The 15996-nt window shown below is 56.5% G+C and carries 18 protein-coding genes and 1 pseudogene; 9 read left to right on the plus strand and 10 right to left on the minus strand.

Going from position 1 to position 15996, the window contains the following annotated elements; all coding sequences use genetic code 11:
- The first annotated feature begins 120 nt into the window (after positions 1-120).
- Entirely contained in the window at positions 121-798 is a 678-nt protein-coding gene (locus tag QJ48_RS27025; protein ID WP_054976496.1) for a CPBP family intramembrane glutamic endopeptidase, read from the plus strand.
- 159 nt (positions 799-957) lie between these two features.
- Positions 958-1368: pseudogene (locus QJ48_RS27030) on the plus strand (transposase); the annotation flags it as partial.
- A gap of 274 nt (positions 1369-1642) precedes the next feature.
- Here QJ48_RS27030 and QJ48_RS27035 read toward each other — a convergent pair.
- The 3 genes from QJ48_RS27035 to QJ48_RS27040 all read right to left on the minus strand — a co-directional run bounded on the left by QJ48_RS27035 (position 1643) and on the right by QJ48_RS27040 (position 3281).
- Positions 1643-1987 (minus strand): hypothetical protein, encoded by a 345-nt coding sequence (locus QJ48_RS27035; RefSeq protein WP_010503324.1) that lies wholly within the window; start codon positions 1985-1987, stop codon positions 1643-1645.
- Complete coding sequence (locus tag QJ48_RS37690; RefSeq protein WP_162238573.1) at positions 1962-2195, minus strand: hypothetical protein; 234 nt, start codon at positions 2193-2195, stop codon at positions 1962-1964. Before QJ48_RS37690 ends, QJ48_RS27035 begins: the two co-directional genes overlap by 26 nt.
- A gap of 768 nt (positions 2196-2963) precedes the next feature.
- Positions 2964-3281: a hypothetical protein gene (locus tag QJ48_RS27040; protein ID WP_054976498.1), complete on the minus strand. Its 318-nt coding sequence runs from the start codon at positions 3279-3281 to the stop codon at positions 2964-2966.
- Positions 3282-3520: 239 nt separating this feature from the next.
- Here QJ48_RS27040 and QJ48_RS27045 point away from each other — a divergent pair, with 239 nt between their 5' ends.
- Positions 3521-4132, plus strand: coding sequence for a pyridoxamine 5'-phosphate oxidase family protein (locus tag QJ48_RS27045; RefSeq protein ID WP_054976499.1), 612 nt, complete (start codon positions 3521-3523; stop codon positions 4130-4132).
- Between the two features lie 15 nt (positions 4133-4147).
- Here QJ48_RS27045 and QJ48_RS27050 read toward each other — a convergent pair whose 3' ends face one another.
- The 4 genes from QJ48_RS27050 to QJ48_RS27065 all read right to left on the minus strand — a co-directional run bounded on the left by QJ48_RS27050 (position 4148) and on the right by QJ48_RS27065 (position 6389).
- Complete coding sequence (locus QJ48_RS27050) at positions 4148-4936, minus strand: sigma-70 family RNA polymerase sigma factor (protein ID WP_054976500.1); 789 nt, start codon at positions 4934-4936, stop codon at positions 4148-4150.
- A complete protein-coding gene (gene rsbW, locus QJ48_RS27055; protein ID WP_054976501.1) occupies positions 4933-5382 on the minus strand; it encodes an anti-sigma B factor RsbW in 450 nt (149 codons plus the stop codon). The genes QJ48_RS27050 and rsbW overlap by 4 nt, the downstream gene beginning before the upstream one ends.
- Positions 5383-5409: 27 nt before the next feature.
- Positions 5410-5763 carry an STAS domain-containing protein gene (locus tag QJ48_RS27060; RefSeq protein ID WP_054976516.1) on the minus strand — a complete coding sequence of 118 codons (354 nt, stop codon included), beginning with the start codon at positions 5761-5763 and terminating at the stop codon, positions 5410-5412.
- 146 nt (positions 5764-5909) lie between these two features.
- The gene (locus QJ48_RS27065) at positions 5910-6389 is read right to left on the minus strand and encodes a DUF948 domain-containing protein (protein WP_054976502.1); all 480 of its coding nucleotides are present in this window, start codon (positions 6387-6389) and stop codon (positions 5910-5912) included.
- Between the two features lie 181 nt (positions 6390-6570).
- On the opposite strand from QJ48_RS27065, the gene QJ48_RS27070 reads away from it, so the two are divergent.
- Entirely contained in the window at positions 6571-7074 is a 504-nt protein-coding gene (locus QJ48_RS27070; protein ID WP_054976503.1) for a Dps family protein, read from the plus strand.
- 37 nt (positions 7075-7111) lie between these two features.
- Here the strand turns inward: QJ48_RS27070 and QJ48_RS27075 are convergent, their stop codons facing one another.
- The 3 genes from QJ48_RS27075 to QJ48_RS27085 are packed head-to-tail and all read right to left on the minus strand — an operon-like array spanning position 7112 to position 9912.
- Positions 7112-7795 (minus strand): bifunctional 2-polyprenyl-6-hydroxyphenol methylase/3-demethylubiquinol 3-O-methyltransferase UbiG, encoded by a 684-nt coding sequence (locus tag QJ48_RS27075; protein WP_054976504.1) that lies wholly within the window; start codon positions 7793-7795, stop codon positions 7112-7114.
- A gap of 50 nt (positions 7796-7845) precedes the next feature.
- The gene (locus QJ48_RS27080; protein ID WP_054976505.1) at positions 7846-9174 is read right to left on the minus strand and encodes a purine/pyrimidine permease; all 1329 of its coding nucleotides are present in this window, start codon (positions 9172-9174) and stop codon (positions 7846-7848) included.
- Between the two features lie 30 nt (positions 9175-9204).
- Positions 9205-9912 (minus strand): ankyrin repeat domain-containing protein, encoded by a 708-nt coding sequence (locus QJ48_RS27085; protein ID WP_054976506.1) that lies wholly within the window; start codon positions 9910-9912, stop codon positions 9205-9207.
- 126 nt (positions 9913-10038) lie between these two features.
- On the opposite strand from QJ48_RS27085, the gene QJ48_RS27090 reads away from it, so the two are divergent.
- From QJ48_RS27090 to QJ48_RS27110, 5 genes are all read left to right on the plus strand, one after another.
- Positions 10039-10932: a LysR family transcriptional regulator gene (locus QJ48_RS27090; protein ID WP_054976507.1), complete on the plus strand. Its 894-nt coding sequence runs from the start codon at positions 10039-10041 to the stop codon at positions 10930-10932.
- A gap of 122 nt (positions 10933-11054) precedes the next feature.
- Entirely contained in the window at positions 11055-12107 is a 1053-nt protein-coding gene (locus QJ48_RS27095) for a BMP family protein (protein ID WP_054976508.1), read from the plus strand.
- A complete protein-coding gene (locus QJ48_RS27100; protein WP_054976509.1) occupies positions 12104-13663 on the plus strand; it encodes an ABC transporter ATP-binding protein in 1560 nt (519 codons plus the stop codon). Before QJ48_RS27095 ends, QJ48_RS27100 begins: the two co-directional genes overlap by 4 nt.
- The gene (locus QJ48_RS27105; protein WP_054976510.1) at positions 13656-14732 is read left to right on the plus strand and encodes an ABC transporter permease; all 1077 of its coding nucleotides are present in this window, start codon (positions 13656-13658) and stop codon (positions 14730-14732) included. The genes QJ48_RS27100 and QJ48_RS27105 overlap by 8 nt, the downstream gene beginning before the upstream one ends.
- Before the next feature lie 4 nt (positions 14733-14736).
- A complete protein-coding gene (locus tag QJ48_RS27110) occupies positions 14737-15699 on the plus strand; it encodes an ABC transporter permease (RefSeq protein WP_054976511.1) in 963 nt (320 codons plus the stop codon).
- Positions 15700-15996 lie beyond the last annotated feature (297 nt).

Here is a 15996-nt window from a genome sequence, read left to right on the forward strand (position 1 = left end):
TGAAAAGCCTAATTCTCCTTACGGGGCATCATATATGAGTACTAGCTTAAGTTAGTACTCGTCATGACCAAGCTGTGCCGTATATGATGGACGGAAGACAGGAACAGAAGGGTGAAAACTATGGACCGATTCAAGCTTGCAGTGCTATTTCTTGGCCCGACGGTCATGATTGCGGCCGGACTGCAGGGGATGCACAGCGTCCCGCTCACGTTCGTTTTATTCTACGGCTGGCTGCTCGTGGTTCCCTTGGGAAGCTTCGTTCTCCGCCGCCGAACGGGAGCCCGAGCCCATCCACAGGTTCAGACCGAACGGAAACGGCAAAAGACCGATATCCTGCTGGGCATCGGCTCGGGCGCGGTGTTTTTCGGGGCGATCGTTGCCGCTGCCGTCTGGTTTCACCCGTTATTTCTGGATATTCCGCGGCTAAAAGGGTTGCTGCAGGAGTGGCATTTTTCCGGAGAGCATACGATAGGGCTGGTGTTGGTGCTGCTGGTGCTGAACCCGCTTCTGGAGGAAACGTACTGGAGGGGATACGTGCTGCGGAAGCTGACGGATAGTAAAGTGCGCCCCGCCATGGCCGTCTTTCTGACCTCTTTGTTCTACAGTCTGTACCACGTGCTGTCGATCGTGCCGATCTTTGAGCGCCCTTGGAATATCGTCCTGGTGCTCCCCGTCTTCGCCGCCGGTCTCTTCTGGGGCTGGATGCGTCTTCGCCACGCCTCGCTGACCGGCTCCGTTCTGAGCCACAGCTTCGCGGATGCGGGCATCATGTGCGTTTATTTCCTCTATCTGAGCTAGCTTTGTGCGGACAAAGCAAAACCGGGGCCGTCAGCCCCGGTTGTCCAACGACACAACACTTCCATCAATGCTGACACAATCATACCCTCATTCATTAAATATCTTCTAGTTGTCCATCCCTGCTAACTTGGGGTAGTACCAGCGAAGCTGACACCACCCTCAAAGGTCTTGGACCTGTACAACGGGGAGGTGATCGCGTACAGTATCGCAGACAAGCAGGACACCGAATTCGTACTGGACACCCTTCAGCAACTGCCGGATGTGACAGGCGCGCTGCTGCACAGCGATCAAGGTTCCGTATATACATCGCATGCGTACCAAAGGACCGTAAAAGAAAAAGGCATTACCATGAGCATGTCCCGCAAGGGAACGCCTGCTGATAATGCCCTCATCGAATCGTTTCATTCCACACTAAAGTCTGAAACGTTCTACTTGGAAGATCTCACTTGCACAACGACTGCCACCGTTGTACAAATGATTCATGCTTACATTCTTTACTATAACTCAATTCGTATTCAAGCGAAACTACACAACCAGTCACCGATGGAATATCGGCAACTGGCTGCTTAGTTGACTAAGGTGTTTTGATCCCTGTCTCAATAACGGTGGTTAGTCCCGTGGAACTGAAGGCTCTTTCTTGTATCTAGCGTTTACGATCTTTTCGGTCAAACAAATAAAAAATTAATAGAATTCCAGCAATAGATATAGAAAAAGATATGATGTAATAATACAAGTTTTTAGGAACTCCCAGCATATTACCAAAATAAATAACCAAGAATACCCAAATTACTAATGTTGTGTATTTTGCAAAACTTTTCAACTGGTATCAATCCAATCCGTTTGTTTAGAAATCAATCCATCCGTTATTAGGCTTAGAGTCTCTAGAATCAAGATATTCAGCAATTTTCGCACCGATATCAAGATAATCCATAGCGAATGTCACCGCTGTCCCTACAAAAACGGCCAATTTAGGAGCACCCCATGCAATTAACTTGCTTGTTACTGTTGCAGTAAAGATTCTGGCGGCTTCTTTTTTTCCTACACTAATAATATATGCCTGGATAGCGCCTACGCCACCGCCAGCTATTAGACCCAATGCAACGTTAATAGCCGAAGCAGCAAAGTTTACACCTATAGCCCAATTCAGTCCGATTTCTTGGGATTCAATACCTTGAGCCTGCAAGGCCAATCGGTTGAAGTTTACGCCAGATTCTTTGCTCCGAACTCATTTCATGCACAGATGGAATCACAGGAAGATTATTATTTTCAAATTGAGTAACTGGAGCGATAGTCGTCTCAGTAGCTGTGGCACTGGCTGTAGGTGACCAGCTCGTGCTTACTGCAACTGCTAAAGCAGTCACGACTGACATACTTTTAACAACAGACAACATTTTCATATCAAAGCTCCCCATATAATATATTTCCATATTATAGTGGATACATATATTATATTTGACAAATATTTAATTAAATCTCCTATTTTTTATTTATATAACCTAAAATTTTCTTTAAATCAACTTAAATTACCATATTTATGCTTAACAGTAAAAATCAAAGTGCTTTAAACTTGTAATTTATGGTGCAAAATTAGGCGGAGTATACGTTCCTGTTTGGTTGTAATTTTCTGTTGATAACTAATTGATATTTTTTACTCTTTTATTGACAATTAACTAATCTTCCTTACATGGGGTGGTGTCAGCTTCACTGGTACTACCCCAACTTCTCTGGCGAGAGCGGCTTCCGAATTTGATGCTGGGTTTGTGTCAAACTCCTGATCCGAGGGTGATTTCGTGACAAAATCAATTGACACAATTATTCCCTCAATCATTCGTGAAGTCTTGTGTGCCCGAAAAGTCATTGAGGATACATTTGTGTCAATGGACACCGGTGAACTTGTCGAGAATCCTGCTTCATGTAGAAATTCTCTGCATATGCCGGTAGGGTATATCCCTCCAGCCGCTGCCCTCCCCCGGAAAGTGAAGTAACACTTGGAAGCTTATTCCGATTACTTTCCGGGGACCCCCTATCTACCCGTGAACTTGATTAAAATTTGCGGTATTTTCACGGGTTCCAAAGGCGGACGTAAACTCTTACGGGATATACCCTACCTCTATTTGTCTGAGATTTTTAACTTGTAAGGCTTCTCGATAGCTTGTCTGAGGCCTTTAGCCCCGGTTCAGATGCTCGATCCACAAGTCTTCCGTGAGATGTTCCTTTAGACAGAAGGCAACCGGAATACTCTCCCGCTCCGGCTTGACAAAATGTCCGTTGTCCAAGTAATAGCCGTGCTCTTTGGCCGCCAGCAGCATTTTGCAAAATTGCTCCGCCGCCCTGATCGCCTCTTCTTTATCTGAAAACGTTTCCAACACGTTGCCGAATCCCAACGGATTAGCTGCAGCCTGAATGGACAAATGGTACTTTCCGCCTTCCTCGCGAACCAGCACTTCGCTTCCGTGACATTTGATGCTGTGTTTGACCTTCATGACCTTCACCGCCTTTATCCTGGGAATATGAAGTGTTGCTTAAGCTTTATTACCCGCAGCCCGTCCGCCTGAAACGGCCGTTCGCAAGCAGCTGCGGCGTTTTGCCCGGCCCGCGTTCCTCAAGAACGATAGGCAATCCCTATAAACGGAATATGTAATGCGTATTTCCCAAACAAGCTCTAAGAGCGCATACTATTACACAAAGAGACTTGGCAAACAAAGGAAAGGAGGTCCCGCCTATGGGAAAACTGTTTCCGGCCCTGCTTCCCGAGCATGAGGCGTTTATTCGCAGGCAGCGCCTCTTCTTCGTCGGGTCCGCCCCGCTCCAATCGGAAGGGCATGTGAACCTCTCGCCAAAAGGACACGATGTATTTCGAATCGTCTCGCCGACCGAGGTAGGGTATTTGGATTTGACCGGCAGCGGGAACGAGACAAGCGCGCATTTGGAGGAAAATGGCCGGATTACGCTGATGTTCGTTGCGTTCGAAGGGCCTCCCCTCATTTTGAGGCTGTACGGAAAGGGCCGCGTTATCCTTCCCGGAACCCCCGACTGGGAGACGTGGTCGCCCCGCTTCGAACTGCTTCCCGGAGCCCGGCAAATTATCGGCGTCGACGTTCGCGCCGTGAAAACCTCCTGCGGGTTCAGCGTTCCCTTCTACTCGTACGAGAAAGAACGCGATACGCTGCAGCGGTGGGCTGCGACCAAAAGCGACGACGAGCTGAACGATTACTGGCGCAGCAAAAACGCCGTCAGCATGGACGGCATCCCGACGCCGCTCGGCCGGCGGATCGCCGAATCCGCTCCCTTCGAGGACGAAGGAAGCGCCAAAGATGAAAAGACTCGCCCTTAGCTGCAAAGGGCGAGTCTACGAACCCAAACCGATATCGCCGGCTCCCGGCTCGGTAAAATATTTTTTCAGCTTGTCGAGAGCCCGCTTCTGAATGCGCGACACGCTCATCTGCGACACGCCGAGCTGATTCGCAATCGTCCGCTGCGACTGGCCTTCCACATAGGCGAGATGCAGCACCTGCTGCTCCTCCGGCTTCAGATGAACGAGCGCCTCTTGCAAGGCGAGGCGGTTCTCGACCCGCTGATAAGCGTCGCTCGGGCTGCCGATCACGTCGCCGATCGTCGATCCGTTATCTTCCGTGGATAGCGGAGTATCCAGCGAGACATAGTGATAATAATCGCGTCCGGCCAAAATTTCGATCGTTTCCTCCACCGACAGCTCCATCTCCGCGGCGATTTCATCAATATTGGGCGAGCGCTCCAGCTTGACCGTGAGCATGTCCACGACCTGCTGAATCTGGTTGCCTTTTTCCTTGATTCGCCTCGGAACCTGGACATACCAGGATTTGTCGCGCAAATAATTTTTCATATGGCCGATGACGCTTTTCATCATATAGGCTTCAAACTGCACGCCCATCGACAGATCGAACTGCTTCAGCAGCTTCAATACCGACATTTGCCCCACTTGGTACAGGTCTTCGAACAGATCGGGGCGATTGCGTGACATTTTGCCGGCCGCCATCTTGACCATAGGCTCGTACTGCTGCAGCAGAACCGTAGCCGTATCGTTGCAGCCGGTTTCTTGATACCTTACGATGAGCTCCTCGGCACTCGCATTGGCAAATCGCTCCGAATTAATTTTCATACCATTTCCTCGCTCCTGCATACCCGCTTGGTCAGGATGACCTCCGTGCCAATGCCCGTCTTGACCTCGACATCGTCCATGAGCGCCTGCATCAAATAAATCCCGAGGCCTCCTACATGGATATCGTTCAGCGATTTATCGTGCAGCGATCCGGCCCGCCGCGCCTTCTCGGCATAATCGAAGCTCGGTCCCTGATCCTTGACCACAATGCGGAGCCCTTCCTCGATTCGCTCGAAGCGGACCTCCATCAGGCCCGGACTGCCGGGTTCATAAGCATGAACCACCGCATTATTGCATGCTTCGGCGACGGCCACCTTCATATCCTCGATTTCCTCGTAAGAGAAACCGAGCTTAGAGCTGATACCGTAAAGCGTCAAGCGGACCAAGTCGATAAATTCCGCTTCCGCAGGCACAGTGAGACTAACAACATGGGATTCGGGTTTCATACGGTCTCTTCTTTCCTTTCCTATCCGTTAATGGACGCGTGCTTGGGACTTCCCGGCGGCCTCGTTCGGCTGCAAAAACGGGGTGATGCCTGTCAGATCGAACAGCCGCTTGATTTTCGGCGGAATTTCCTGCACCTCGAACGGCGCTTTCAGCACGTCTCGGGCTTTTAATACCGATACAATCACACCGATGCCGGTGCTGTCAATATATTGCAGGCCGTTCAGGTTCAGCACGAGCTTGCGGTTCGTATCCGCGATGAACATATCCAGCGCGCAGCGTAAATCCGCGACTTTGGACAAATCGAGCTCACCGTGCAAATAAACGGTATTGGCGTGTTCGGTTCGTTGCGTGTCGACATAAAACGATTGTGGTTTATTCATCATACCCGCGTGGTTCCTCCCCGTTCGCAGCTTGTCTGCTCCAAGAGCCGTGCTGCATTCTACGAATTTGTATGTTATTTACCCCGGGGGCGGACGCTTGAAACAGAGCGGCCGGAATTTTCTGCCGGCTGGGGCCGGACCCCGGCTCAGGTCTGCTGCGGATAAGCCCGCTGCCCCGCTTGCGGCTTACGGCTGCGGAACGCCTGCCATAGCTCGATCGCCACGGGCACCGCCTGCATGACCGTCGCGACCTTATCCCTGCCGGGTCCGCCTCCGGCTGCCGGCCGTTCCTTCACCGCCTTGGTGCGGATGCTCCCCGCTACCGAGGCCGAGGCTTGCTTGATCGAGGAGGTGATCTCCTGTACCGCATCGCCGATATTTTTGACGGAGTAGACGACCGAATCGATCGAGTGCAGCTTGTTGCGGACATCGACGGTCACTTCGTTCGTATGCCGCAGCACCTCCGTCGCTTCTTTGCTGATTCCGTTCACCTGCTGCTGCAGCTCCCGGATCGTCTCGTTGGTCTGCATCAGCACGGTTGACAAGGAACGCAGAGTCATGATCAAAAAGACGACCAACGCCGCGAAGGCCAGCGCAATGACGGCCACACTGATTTCAATAATCATATCGTTCATCTCCTCCACCCTTTCGTGAATGCGGTTCGCGCCCAGCTTGGAATGTTTTTACCCGGCACGGTCCTGCTTGAAACTGGGGCCCTAAGCAAATCTGGTCGTGTTTCATCTGCCGCTGCGGCGGGGTAAGAAGGCACAGGCAGGACAATCCATGACGAAGCGGAGGTAACCCATTATGGCTAACGTATTGGAGAAGGAAAAGGAAACGAAACCGGCCAAGAACGCGAAGGATACGAAAAAAACAAACGGACTGCATGCGCTACTTAACCGGCAGGTCGCCAACTGGGCCGTGCTCCATATCAAAATTCACCAGCATCATTGGTATGTGAAGGGCCCAAATTTCTATGCGCTGCATGTGAAGTTCGAAGAGCTGTACGAAGAAGCGGCCCTGACGATGGACCAGCTCGCGGAGCGGCTGCTGTCGGTCGGAGGCCAGCCGGTATCGACGACGAAGGAGATTGCCGAAGCCGCCACGATCAAGGAGCACGAGCCGTTCGCCTCGGCAAGCGACATGGTGCAGTGTCTGCGCGACGACTTCTCGATGGTGATCGAAGAAACGGGCGAAGCGATGGAGCTTGCGGAGCAAGAAGGCGACGAAGGCACCCACGATATGCTGCTGGAGCTGAAGACGCGCCTGGAGAAGCATGTTTGGATGCTGAACGCATATTTAAACGAATAAAACGGCAAGGACGGAGGCGCGCGACCTCCGTCCTTGCTCATTTTACAAGCCCTGCCAGCAAATGCCCTTGGTAGAGCTGGAGAAATTGGATCGCGAATCCGGTGTGCAGACTCAGCGCCACCAGCTCGTCAATCGTATAGTATTTGCATTCGGCATCGACGAACGCGCCGCCTTCTTGGTAGTAGGGCAGGTCGAACACATCCGGCCAGCGATGGTTCGGCGTATAATGTCTCGACCACGGGGTGGAGATCAGCAGCAGGCCTCCGGGAGCCAGACATTGATGGATTTTTTGAAAGACCGGGACCGGATTGTAATTCATATGCTCCAGCACTTCCGTGAAAATCACGACGTCAAACGTATGCGGCCAAGGCACCGCTTCGGCTTCGATGTTCGTTTTCGACCACGAGATCGGATACTCCGCTTCCAGCTCCTTGGACCAATAGGCGTCAGTCATATCGATGCCGAACCCTTCGTTGCCCCACAAGACGCTGTACAGCAGGAGCGTTCCATAGGCGGTGCCGATGTCCAGCACCTTCTTGTTCCCGCTTCTTAGTGCCGCATCCAGCACGGACAATAGCGGATACCAATAACCGGCTTCCGCTTCTTTGTAGGCTTCAAGATACGGGCTTTTCTCCCGTGCGGCATGGTACTGGGCCAGAATGCTCTGGACATGGCGCAGCCGCTCCTCCTGCGGCATCTCCCGAAAATCGATTGTTTCCATGGAAAACGGCTCCTTTTGAGCTTTTTACCATATATACGTCCAAAGCGATTTTATAGACTATCGCGGTGGAAGCCGGGGTGCTTGGCTCCCGCCTCCGAGGGCCTCCATAACTGCTCAAGCAGCGTGACCAGCATCGTCCCGAACAGCAGCGCGTTGCCGAACACGTACGCCAGCATCGGCGGCAGCCCCTGGAAAACCTCCGCAGGCAAGGACATTAATCCGGCGCTGCATACCAGTGTGATGCCGAAGATCGTCAGCCGACGCAGGTCCAGCGCTTCCTTCGAGATCGACTGCATGGCGATGACGATCATTTGCACGAAGGAAGCAAGCAGCGCGGCGCTCGCTACCGGCCCGGGAAGCATGGCGACGGCCCGTACCGCCGCGGGGACGAAAGAAATCCCCGCGAACAGCAGCGCGGCGGCGAGAAACGGGCGCAGACGGGTCTGCTCCGTGATGCGGATAAAGCCCGCCGTGACCGGCAGCGGAACGACGGCAATCGTCGAGAAGAGAGCGGCGATGCCGTGGGACAAGCCTCCCGCGAAGACGCCGCGGTTCAGCGTCCGCTTCGGGTCCCGGGCGGGCTCCGGCATCGCATCGCGAACCGCCGTTACGGCGGCGATCGTGTTGGACAGCAGGATAAACGTGAATAATGCTGCGGTCAACGCGATTCCCGCATCCCACTGCGGCGCTCCCCAAGCGAAGAGCTCCGGCAGTTGAACCGGCGGAGCTGCGGCGGCCGGCGATCCGGCACTAAGGCCGAGCAGGCCGTAACCGGCCCAGCCGGAGATAATGCCGATCATCACGGCATACTGCTTCACCCAGCCCCGGCCTTTGACGGACAGCAGGACTACAAGGCCGAAGATGGCGATGGACACCAGCGCCGTTGCCGGGTCCGGACGAACGGCCGCCCCCTGCAATCCGAGCATGCCTTTTATGAATACACCGCTAAGCTGCAAAGCCAGAAGGAACAAGAACGTTCCCGTGACAAGCGGGGTGAACAAAAACAGCAGCTTGTGGACCCAGCCGGTCAGGCCCAGAACGACCAGCAGCAAGGCGGCAGTGGCAACGCCTCCCTCGAGCAGCGGCAGCATGTCCTGCGCATTCCCGCCCTGCTTGACGGCCACGTCCGCCATGATGACGAAGACGCTGACCCATGAGCCCGCGGGACCGTCGGCAATCGGGTACCGGTGGCCGATCCAGCCCTGCAGAAACGAGCTGAGGCCGACGACCAGAAAGGTCCGCTGCATCAGCGAGGAAATCTCCTCCGGCGGCAAATGAAACATACCGCCGATGACGACCGGCAAAGCAATCGAATTCGCAAGCAAAAACATAAACCACTGCAAGGTGCTTAAGCTGCCGCCGAGGGCAAGCTTTCTCATGATGTTTCCTCCCAAATGCATAGAAAGGGGCTAGCGCGCCCCTGCTTTCCGTAAAATTTGCTCAATCTCGCCGAACCCGCGCTGCTTCGCATGCGCAAGCGCCGTCACGCCGTCCTTATCCGGGATGTTCACATCCGCCCCATGCTCCACGAGCAGCCGGACGGCTTGCTGATGCTTCTCGCCCCCGCTGCCGAGCACCACCGCTTCCATCAACGCCGTCCAGCCCAAGTTGTTAATGTGATTGACATCGACTTTGGTCCGCGTCAACAACTCCCGGATCACGTCCAAGTGTGCGCGCTCGGCGGCGGGAATGAGCGCGGTGCCGCCATACCGGTTCGTCAGCTTCGGGTCGGCCCCCGCTTCGATCGTCAGCTTCAAAATGTCCAGCAAGCCTTCGGCACCGGCATACAGGAACGGATTGTTCAGCCGGTTGTCGCGTTCGTTGACGTCCGCTCCCGCCTCGATCAGCAGCTTCACCGCCTCCGGCTTGTTCGCGTAAGTCGCCGCCATCATCGGCGTGCGGCCCTGCGGGTCCTTCGCGTTTTTATCCGCTCCTGCCTTGAGCAGCCTCCGGAGCTCAGCCGTATCTCCGCGCTCCGCGGCAGCGATCAGCGCTTCATTCATCTGCCTCACATCTCCTTTAGGTTCGACTTGAACGATTCCGGTTGCAGGCGCTTCCGCAGACTCCTGGCAGCCGGTCAGCAGCATGACGGGTAACACCAAATACATCCATCGCATCGGTCCACTCCTGCCTCCTATTTTGCTTCTCTGCTTCTTATGCTAACATGAGCTTTATCTATACGAAAAATATTAAAATTATTAATTTTCCATATGATTATCATATAGTTAGGCAGGTGGTTCCGGATGGATATCAGACAGCTTCGCTATTTCATTGCGATTGCGGAGGAACGGCAAATTACGGCGGCGGCCAAAAGACTCCATATGGCTCAACCGCCGCTCAGCCAGCAGCTTCTTCTGATGGAGCGGGAGCTTGGCGTGACGCTGCTGGAGCGGCAGGGACGGCAGCTTGAGCTTACGGAAGCGGGGCGCCTGCTGTACAAGCACGCCTTGCACATCACGAAGCTGTTCGAGGAGTCGCAAATTGAAGTCAAAGAAGCCGGAAGCGGATTGACCGGCAAGCTGAGCATCGGGGTCAACACGTTATCGGACGGAGGGCTGCCGGAGCTGCTTCGGAAGTTCCGCGAGAAGTTTCCGGCGATCACGTACAAAATTCAACAGAACGAATCGGCCCAGCTCTGCAAGCTGGTCAAGGAACGGGCAATCGAGCTGGCGATTGTCCGGTTTCCGCTCGACCTCGGCGATTTCTCGATCCTGCATTTGCGGGAAGAAAGGTTCTATTACGTCACCTCCCGGCGCCGCAGCCCCTTGGACGGGAAGGCGGTTTCGTTCGAACAGATCGGGCAGGAGCCGCTGATCCTCCCCAGCACGGAAGGACTTGGCGTGTATCAGATGATCGTGGAGGAGTTCGCCCGGCACGGAGTGAAGCCGAACGTCTTGTCCGAATGCTCCGACATCGCGATGCTGCTGGAGCTGGTCTCCTCGGACTTCGCCGCCACGCTGGTGCCGGAATCGGTGCTCCAGCTGCACCGCGGCTTCGACGTACAGGTGTACGGGCTGACGGGAACGCATATCGCCTCGTCATCCGTGCTGATTTGGCTCAAGGACCATTACTTGTCCAAGGCGGCGCAGAACTTCATCGCCCTGACGGGCGAAGCGCCTTTTTCCGGCAAGGACTAGCGGGTAATGTTTTTTCCGCCGCCGTCCGTTTTCCAGCAATGACATAAGGAAGCAAAGCTTGGAGAATACTATACCCCGAGCTTAGCTACTTTGGCATTCCACTACGGGAGGACGGATGAACTATGAAACGATGGATATCCCTTGGCATGATCGGTATGCTGGCTGCCGGGCTGACGTTCGGCGGATGCGGCCAGAAGCCCGCGCCGCCTAACAACGCGGGAGCCGGCGCCGCGCCGGAAGCGGGCGGCGATAAGCTGGCGGGCGCCAGGTTCAATATCGGAATGGTTACGGACGTTGGCGGCGTCAATGACAACTCCTTTAACCAAAGCGCCTGGGAAGGGCTGCAGCGGCTTGCGAAAGATACCGGGGCCCAGGTGAAATATTTGCAGAGCAAAAGCGATTCGGAATACATCCCGAACCTGAACCAGATGGTCAAGGGCAATTTCAACCTGACGTGGGGCATCGGCTTCATCATCGGGGATGCGATGAAGACGGTTGCGACGCAGCATCCGGACGCGAAGCTCGCGATTATCGACAATGTCGTCGACGCGCCGAACGTGGAATCCGTGACGTTCGCGGAGAATGAAGGCTCTTATCTGGTCGGCGTCGTGGCCGGTCTGATGACGAAGACGAATCAGATCGGCTTTGTCGGCGGCATGGATATCCCGGTGATCAAACGCTTCGAAGCCGGCTTCAAAGCCGGCGTGGCCGCGGTCAATCCGAACGCCAAGCTGACGATCAACTATACCGGCGCGTTCGACAAGCCCGACCTCGGCAAAGCGGCAGCCGCCACGATCTATAACAGCGGAGCGGATATTATTTTCCACGCGTCGGGCGCAACGGGGAACGGTGTGTTCAACGAAGCGAAGGACCGGCTGAAGGCCGGCAAGAAAGTGTGGGTCATCGGCGTGGATCAGGACCAGTCGAAGCTGTTCGGCGACGACGTGACGTTGACCTCCATGATCAAACGCGTTGACCAAGCGGTCTATCGCATCTCGAACGATCTGATCGCCGGCAAATACGAGGGCGGCAAAACGGTCGTGCTCGGCCTGAAGGACGACGGCGTCGGCCTGCCGGACACCTCGAAGAAGAACGTGCCGGAGGACGTGCTCAAGAAGGTCGAGGAATACAAGCAAAAAATCATTAAAGGCGAAATCAAGGTTCCCGAAAAATGAGCGGCGTGAAAGTGGAAATGCGCGGCATCACCAAGCGGTTTCCGGGCATCGTTGCCAACGACGGCATCAGCCTGACGCTCCGTCAAGGCGAGATTCTCGCCCTGCTCGGCGAGAACGGCGCAGGCAAATCGACGCTGATGAACATTTTGTTCGGTCTCTACCAGCCGGACGAGGGCGAAATCCTTATCAACGGCGAGCCGGTAGCGATCGTCAATCCGAAAACGGCCATTCAGCTCGGTCTCGGCATGGTGCACCAGCATTTCAAGCTCGTGGAGCCGTTCACGGTGACGGAAAATATTATTCTCGGGCAGGAGACGAGGCGGGGATTTCAGGTCGATTACGGGAAAGCGGCGCGCCAAGTGTCCGAGCTATCCGCCCGATACGGACTGCGTGTCGATCCGCGTGCGCGGGTGAGAGACATCTCCGTCGGCATGCAGCAGCGCGTCGAAATTCTGAAGACGCTGTACCGGGGGGCCGACATCCTCATCTTCGACGAGCCGACCGCCGTGCTGACGCCGCAGGAAATTCACGAGCTGATGGACATCATGCGCAAGCTGGTGGCCGAGGGCAAGTCGATCATTCTGATCACGCACAAGCTGAAAGAAATCATGGCGATCGCGGACCGCGTCACCGTCATCCGCCGCGGCAAGGTCATCGATACGCTCACCGTCAAGGACACGAACCCGGACGAGCTTGCGGCCAAAATGGTCGGCCGGGAAGTCTCGTTCCGGCTCGATAAGAAGCCCGCCGCCATCGGTGCGCCAGTCCTGAGCGTAGAGAACGTGACCGCCCGGGGCCCCGGCGGCCTGCCCGTGCTCGGCGGCGTCACCTTCGAGGTGCGCGCCGGAGAAATTCTCGGCATCGCCGGCGTCGACGGCAACGGCCAGAGCGAGCTGATCGAAGCGCTGGCGGGGCTGCGCGGGATCGACGGCGGCCGCATCGCGCTCGGCGGCCGGGAGATCGCGAACCGTTCGCCCCGCGACATCGCGGAGGCGGGGCTCGGGCACATTCCCGAGGACCGGCATAAGCGCGGGCTCGTACTGGACTTTTCGATGAGCGAGAACATGGTGCTCAAGACATACTACACCTCCGCCTACAACCGCGGAGGCTTTCTCGACTATGCCGCGATCGACCGTCAGGCGCAGCGGCTGATCGCCGAATTCGACGTGCGGACGCCGGGCCTCCGCATTCCGGCGCGGGCGCTGTCCGGCGGCAACCAGCAGAAGGCGATCATCGCGCGGGAGATCGAGCTGAACCCGGATTTGCTGATCGCGGCGCAGCCGACGCGCGGACTCGATGTCGGGGCGATCGAGTTCATCCATAAACGGCTGCTGGAGCAGCGGGACAAAGGCAAAGCCGTATTGCTCCTCTCGCTGGAGCTGGACGAGATTCTGAAGCTGTCCGACCGCATCGCCGTCATCTATGAAGGCCGCATCGTCGGGGAAACCGACCCGGCTCACACGTCCGACCGCGAGCTCGGGCTGATGATGTCCGGCTCCGGGCGGGCAGCGGAAGCGGCGGCTCCTTCTACCTCCGGAGGTGAAAAGCATGGCTAAAGCCATTCGTGTCATGACCAAGGATTCGGCGCTCGTGCCGCTGGTCGCCATCGTGCTTGGGCTGCTGGTCGGCGCCCTGATCATGCTGGCCGGCGGCTATAATCCGCTCGCCGCCTACGCGGCGCTGTTCGAGAAGGTCGTCGGCGATCCGTACAGCATCGGAGAGACCGTCCGCGAGATTACCCCGCTTCTGCTGACCGGGCTATCGGTCGCCTTCGCGTTCCGAACGGGGCTGTTCAATATCGGCGGCGAAGGGCAGTTTATTATGGGCATGACCGGCGCCACCTGGATCGGCGTCAAGCTAAGCCTGCCGTTCTGGCTTCATGCGCCGCTCGCCGTCGTAACCGGGGCTGTGCTCGGGGGATTGTGGGGAGCCATCGCCGGGTACCTGAAAGCGCGGCGCGGTGTGAATGAGGTGATAACGACGATCATGCTGAACTGGATCGCGCTGTATCTTGGCAACTATATCATCAGCCGCTATTTGCTTCAGCCCGGCCAGCAGCGTTCGCACCTGATTCACGACACTGCCTCGATCAGTCTGAACGCGCTCAGCGCGCTGTTCGGCAACGCCCGGCTGCATCTCGGCATCCCGCTTGCGCTGCTCGCCGCCGTCGCGTTCTATGTCCTCCTGTGGAAGACACGCCAAGGCTACGAGCTTCGCGCAGTCGGACACAGCCCGTCTGCGGCGGAGTACGCCGGAATGAACGTGAACGCAGGGATCGTGCGGGCGATGTTTATCGGCGGCGTCTTCGCCGGACTTGCCGGGGTGTTCGAGGTGCTCGGCGTCTTCCACTACCAAGTGATCAGCGCCGCGTCGCCCGGCTACGGCTTCGACGGCATCGCCGTCGCGCTGCTCGGCGGCAACCATCCGCTCGGCGTCGTGCTCGCCGCCGTCTTGTTCGGCACGTTGACGTACGGCTCGGCCGGGATGAGCTTCGGCGCGGACGTGCCGCCGGAAATTATCCGCGTGATCATCGGCACCGTCATCTTCTTTGTCGCCTCGCACGGGATCATCCGCTGGCTTCTGAAGCCGCTGCGGGCCGGACGCAAGCCGGGGGAGGTGGCGTAACCGGATGGATGCGTTTCGCATTCTCGGCGAGTTGATCCATACGACGCTCGTCTTCTCGACCGCGCTTATTTTTACGGCCATGGGCGGCATCTTCTCCGAGCGCTCCGGCGTCGTCAACATTGGCCTGGAGGGGCTGATGATCTCCGGCGCGTTCGCCTCCGCAGTCGCGGCCTGGTACGCCGAGCAGGCGGGCTTCGCGGACGGCGCGCCCTGGATCGGCCTCTTGGCGGCCATCCTGGTCAGCATGCTCGTCTCGCTCATTCACGCCGTCGCCTCGATCACCTTCAAGGCCGATCAAGTCGTCAGCGGCGTCGTCATTAACTTTCTGGCCGCCGGATTTACGGTCTATCTCGTCAAAATGTTGTTCGCAGGCTCCGGACAGACCGAAACGTTGAACGCCGTGTTTCACAATGTCGCCATTCCCGGTCTGGCTTCCGTCCCGCTGCTGGGCTACGGCGTATTCACCGCTTACCCGACGACGTATTTGGCATTGGCGGCCGTCGCTTTAGGCTGGTACGTGCTGTTCAAAACCCCGTTCGGCCTGCGTCTCCGCGCGGTCGGCGAGCATCCCGGCGCCGCGGACACGCTGGGTGTGAACGTCACCCGCATGCGGTATATCGGGGTGCTGCTGAGCGGTGCGCTGGGCGGGCTCGGCGGCGCAACGATTACGCTTACGACGACGAGCAACTTCTCGCACAACACGATTTCGGGGCAAGGCTTCATTGCGTTGGCCGCGATGATTTTCGGCAAATGGCATCCGTTCGGCGCTTTGGGAGCGGCGATCTTCTTCGGCTTCGCCCAAGCGATCCGAAACTTCGTGCAGTTGTTCCCGGTCTCCCAAGCGATTCCGATGGAGTTTATTTACATGCTCCCCTACATTCTTACGATTCTGGTGCTGGCGGGCGCCGTCGGCCGCGCCTATCCCCCCGCGTCGCTCGGTGAGCCGTACGACCCGGGCAAGCGTTAAGCGAGGCACGCAAAAAGCCGCATTCCCTGCGCTGCGATCGTTGCTGCGATCCGCACAGCCGGGATGCGGCTTTTCAATTAAGACTGCATTCCATGAAGGCAGGGTGTTGAGAAAGTGCTCAATTGAGGGCATAGAGGCTACGAAGGGGTGGGGTATCTACTTCCGGTCGCTGTTGTCTGCAGGAAATTTTAATTGGAGCCGCTTAGCAGCGGGTATTTCCCGCAGACAAAGGCGAACGCTATCGCTCCTCCAGTAGATACCCCACCTCCGTATGTTTCTCTATTTCGGTCAAAATCC

The organism is Paenibacillus sp. A3, assembly GCF_001399685.1.
Lineage (GTDB): Bacteria > Bacillota > Bacilli > Paenibacillales > NBRC-103111 > Paenibacillus_G.

Bases quoted from the DNA above. Each gene is read 5' to 3' on its own strand.
- QJ48_RS27025 (WP_054976496.1), top strand. From the start codon at position 121: ATGGACCGATTCAAGCTTGCAGTGCTATTTCTTGGCCCGACGGTCATG.
- QJ48_RS37690 (WP_162238573.1), bottom strand. From the start codon at position 2,195: ATGAAAATGTTGTCTGTTGTTAAAAGTATGTCAGTCGTGACTGCTTTA.
- QJ48_RS27040 (WP_054976498.1), bottom strand. From the start codon at position 3,281: ATGAAGGTCAAACACAGCATCAAATGTCACGGAAGCGAAGTGCTGGTT.
- QJ48_RS27045 (WP_054976499.1), top strand. From the start codon at position 3,521: ATGGGAAAACTGTTTCCGGCCCTGCTTCCCGAGCATGAGGCGTTTATT.
- QJ48_RS27050 (WP_054976500.1), bottom strand. From the start codon at position 4,936: ATGAAAATTAATTCGGAGCGATTTGCCAATGCGAGTGCCGAGGAGCTC.
- rsbW (WP_054976501.1), bottom strand. From the start codon at position 5,382: ATGAAACCCGAATCCCATGTTGTTAGTCTCACTGTGCCTGCGGAAGCG.
- QJ48_RS27060 (WP_054976516.1), bottom strand. From the start codon at position 5,763: ATGAATAAACCACAATCGTTTTATGTCGACACGCAACGAACCGAACAC.
- QJ48_RS27065 (WP_054976502.1), bottom strand. From the start codon at position 6,389: ATGATTATTGAAATCAGTGTGGCCGTCATTGCGCTGGCCTTCGCGGCG.
- QJ48_RS27070 (WP_054976503.1), top strand. From the start codon at position 6,571: ATGGCTAACGTATTGGAGAAGGAAAAGGAAACGAAACCGGCCAAGAAC.
- QJ48_RS27075 (WP_054976504.1), bottom strand. From the start codon at position 7,795: ATGGAAACAATCGATTTTCGGGAGATGCCGCAGGAGGAGCGGCTGCGC.
- QJ48_RS27080 (WP_054976505.1), bottom strand. From the start codon at position 9,174: ATGAGAAAGCTTGCCCTCGGCGGCAGCTTAAGCACCTTGCAGTGGTTT.
- QJ48_RS27085 (WP_054976506.1), bottom strand. From the start codon at position 9,912: ATGCGATGGATGTATTTGGTGTTACCCGTCATGCTGCTGACCGGCTGC.
- QJ48_RS27090 (WP_054976507.1), top strand. From the start codon at position 10,039: ATGGATATCAGACAGCTTCGCTATTTCATTGCGATTGCGGAGGAACGG.
- QJ48_RS27095 (WP_054976508.1), top strand. From the start codon at position 11,055: ATGAAACGATGGATATCCCTTGGCATGATCGGTATGCTGGCTGCCGGG.
- QJ48_RS27100 (WP_054976509.1), top strand. From the start codon at position 12,104: ATGAGCGGCGTGAAAGTGGAAATGCGCGGCATCACCAAGCGGTTTCCG.
- QJ48_RS27105 (WP_054976510.1), top strand. From the start codon at position 13,656: ATGGCTAAAGCCATTCGTGTCATGACCAAGGATTCGGCGCTCGTGCCG.
- QJ48_RS27110 (WP_054976511.1), top strand. From the start codon at position 14,737: ATGGATGCGTTTCGCATTCTCGGCGAGTTGATCCATACGACGCTCGTC.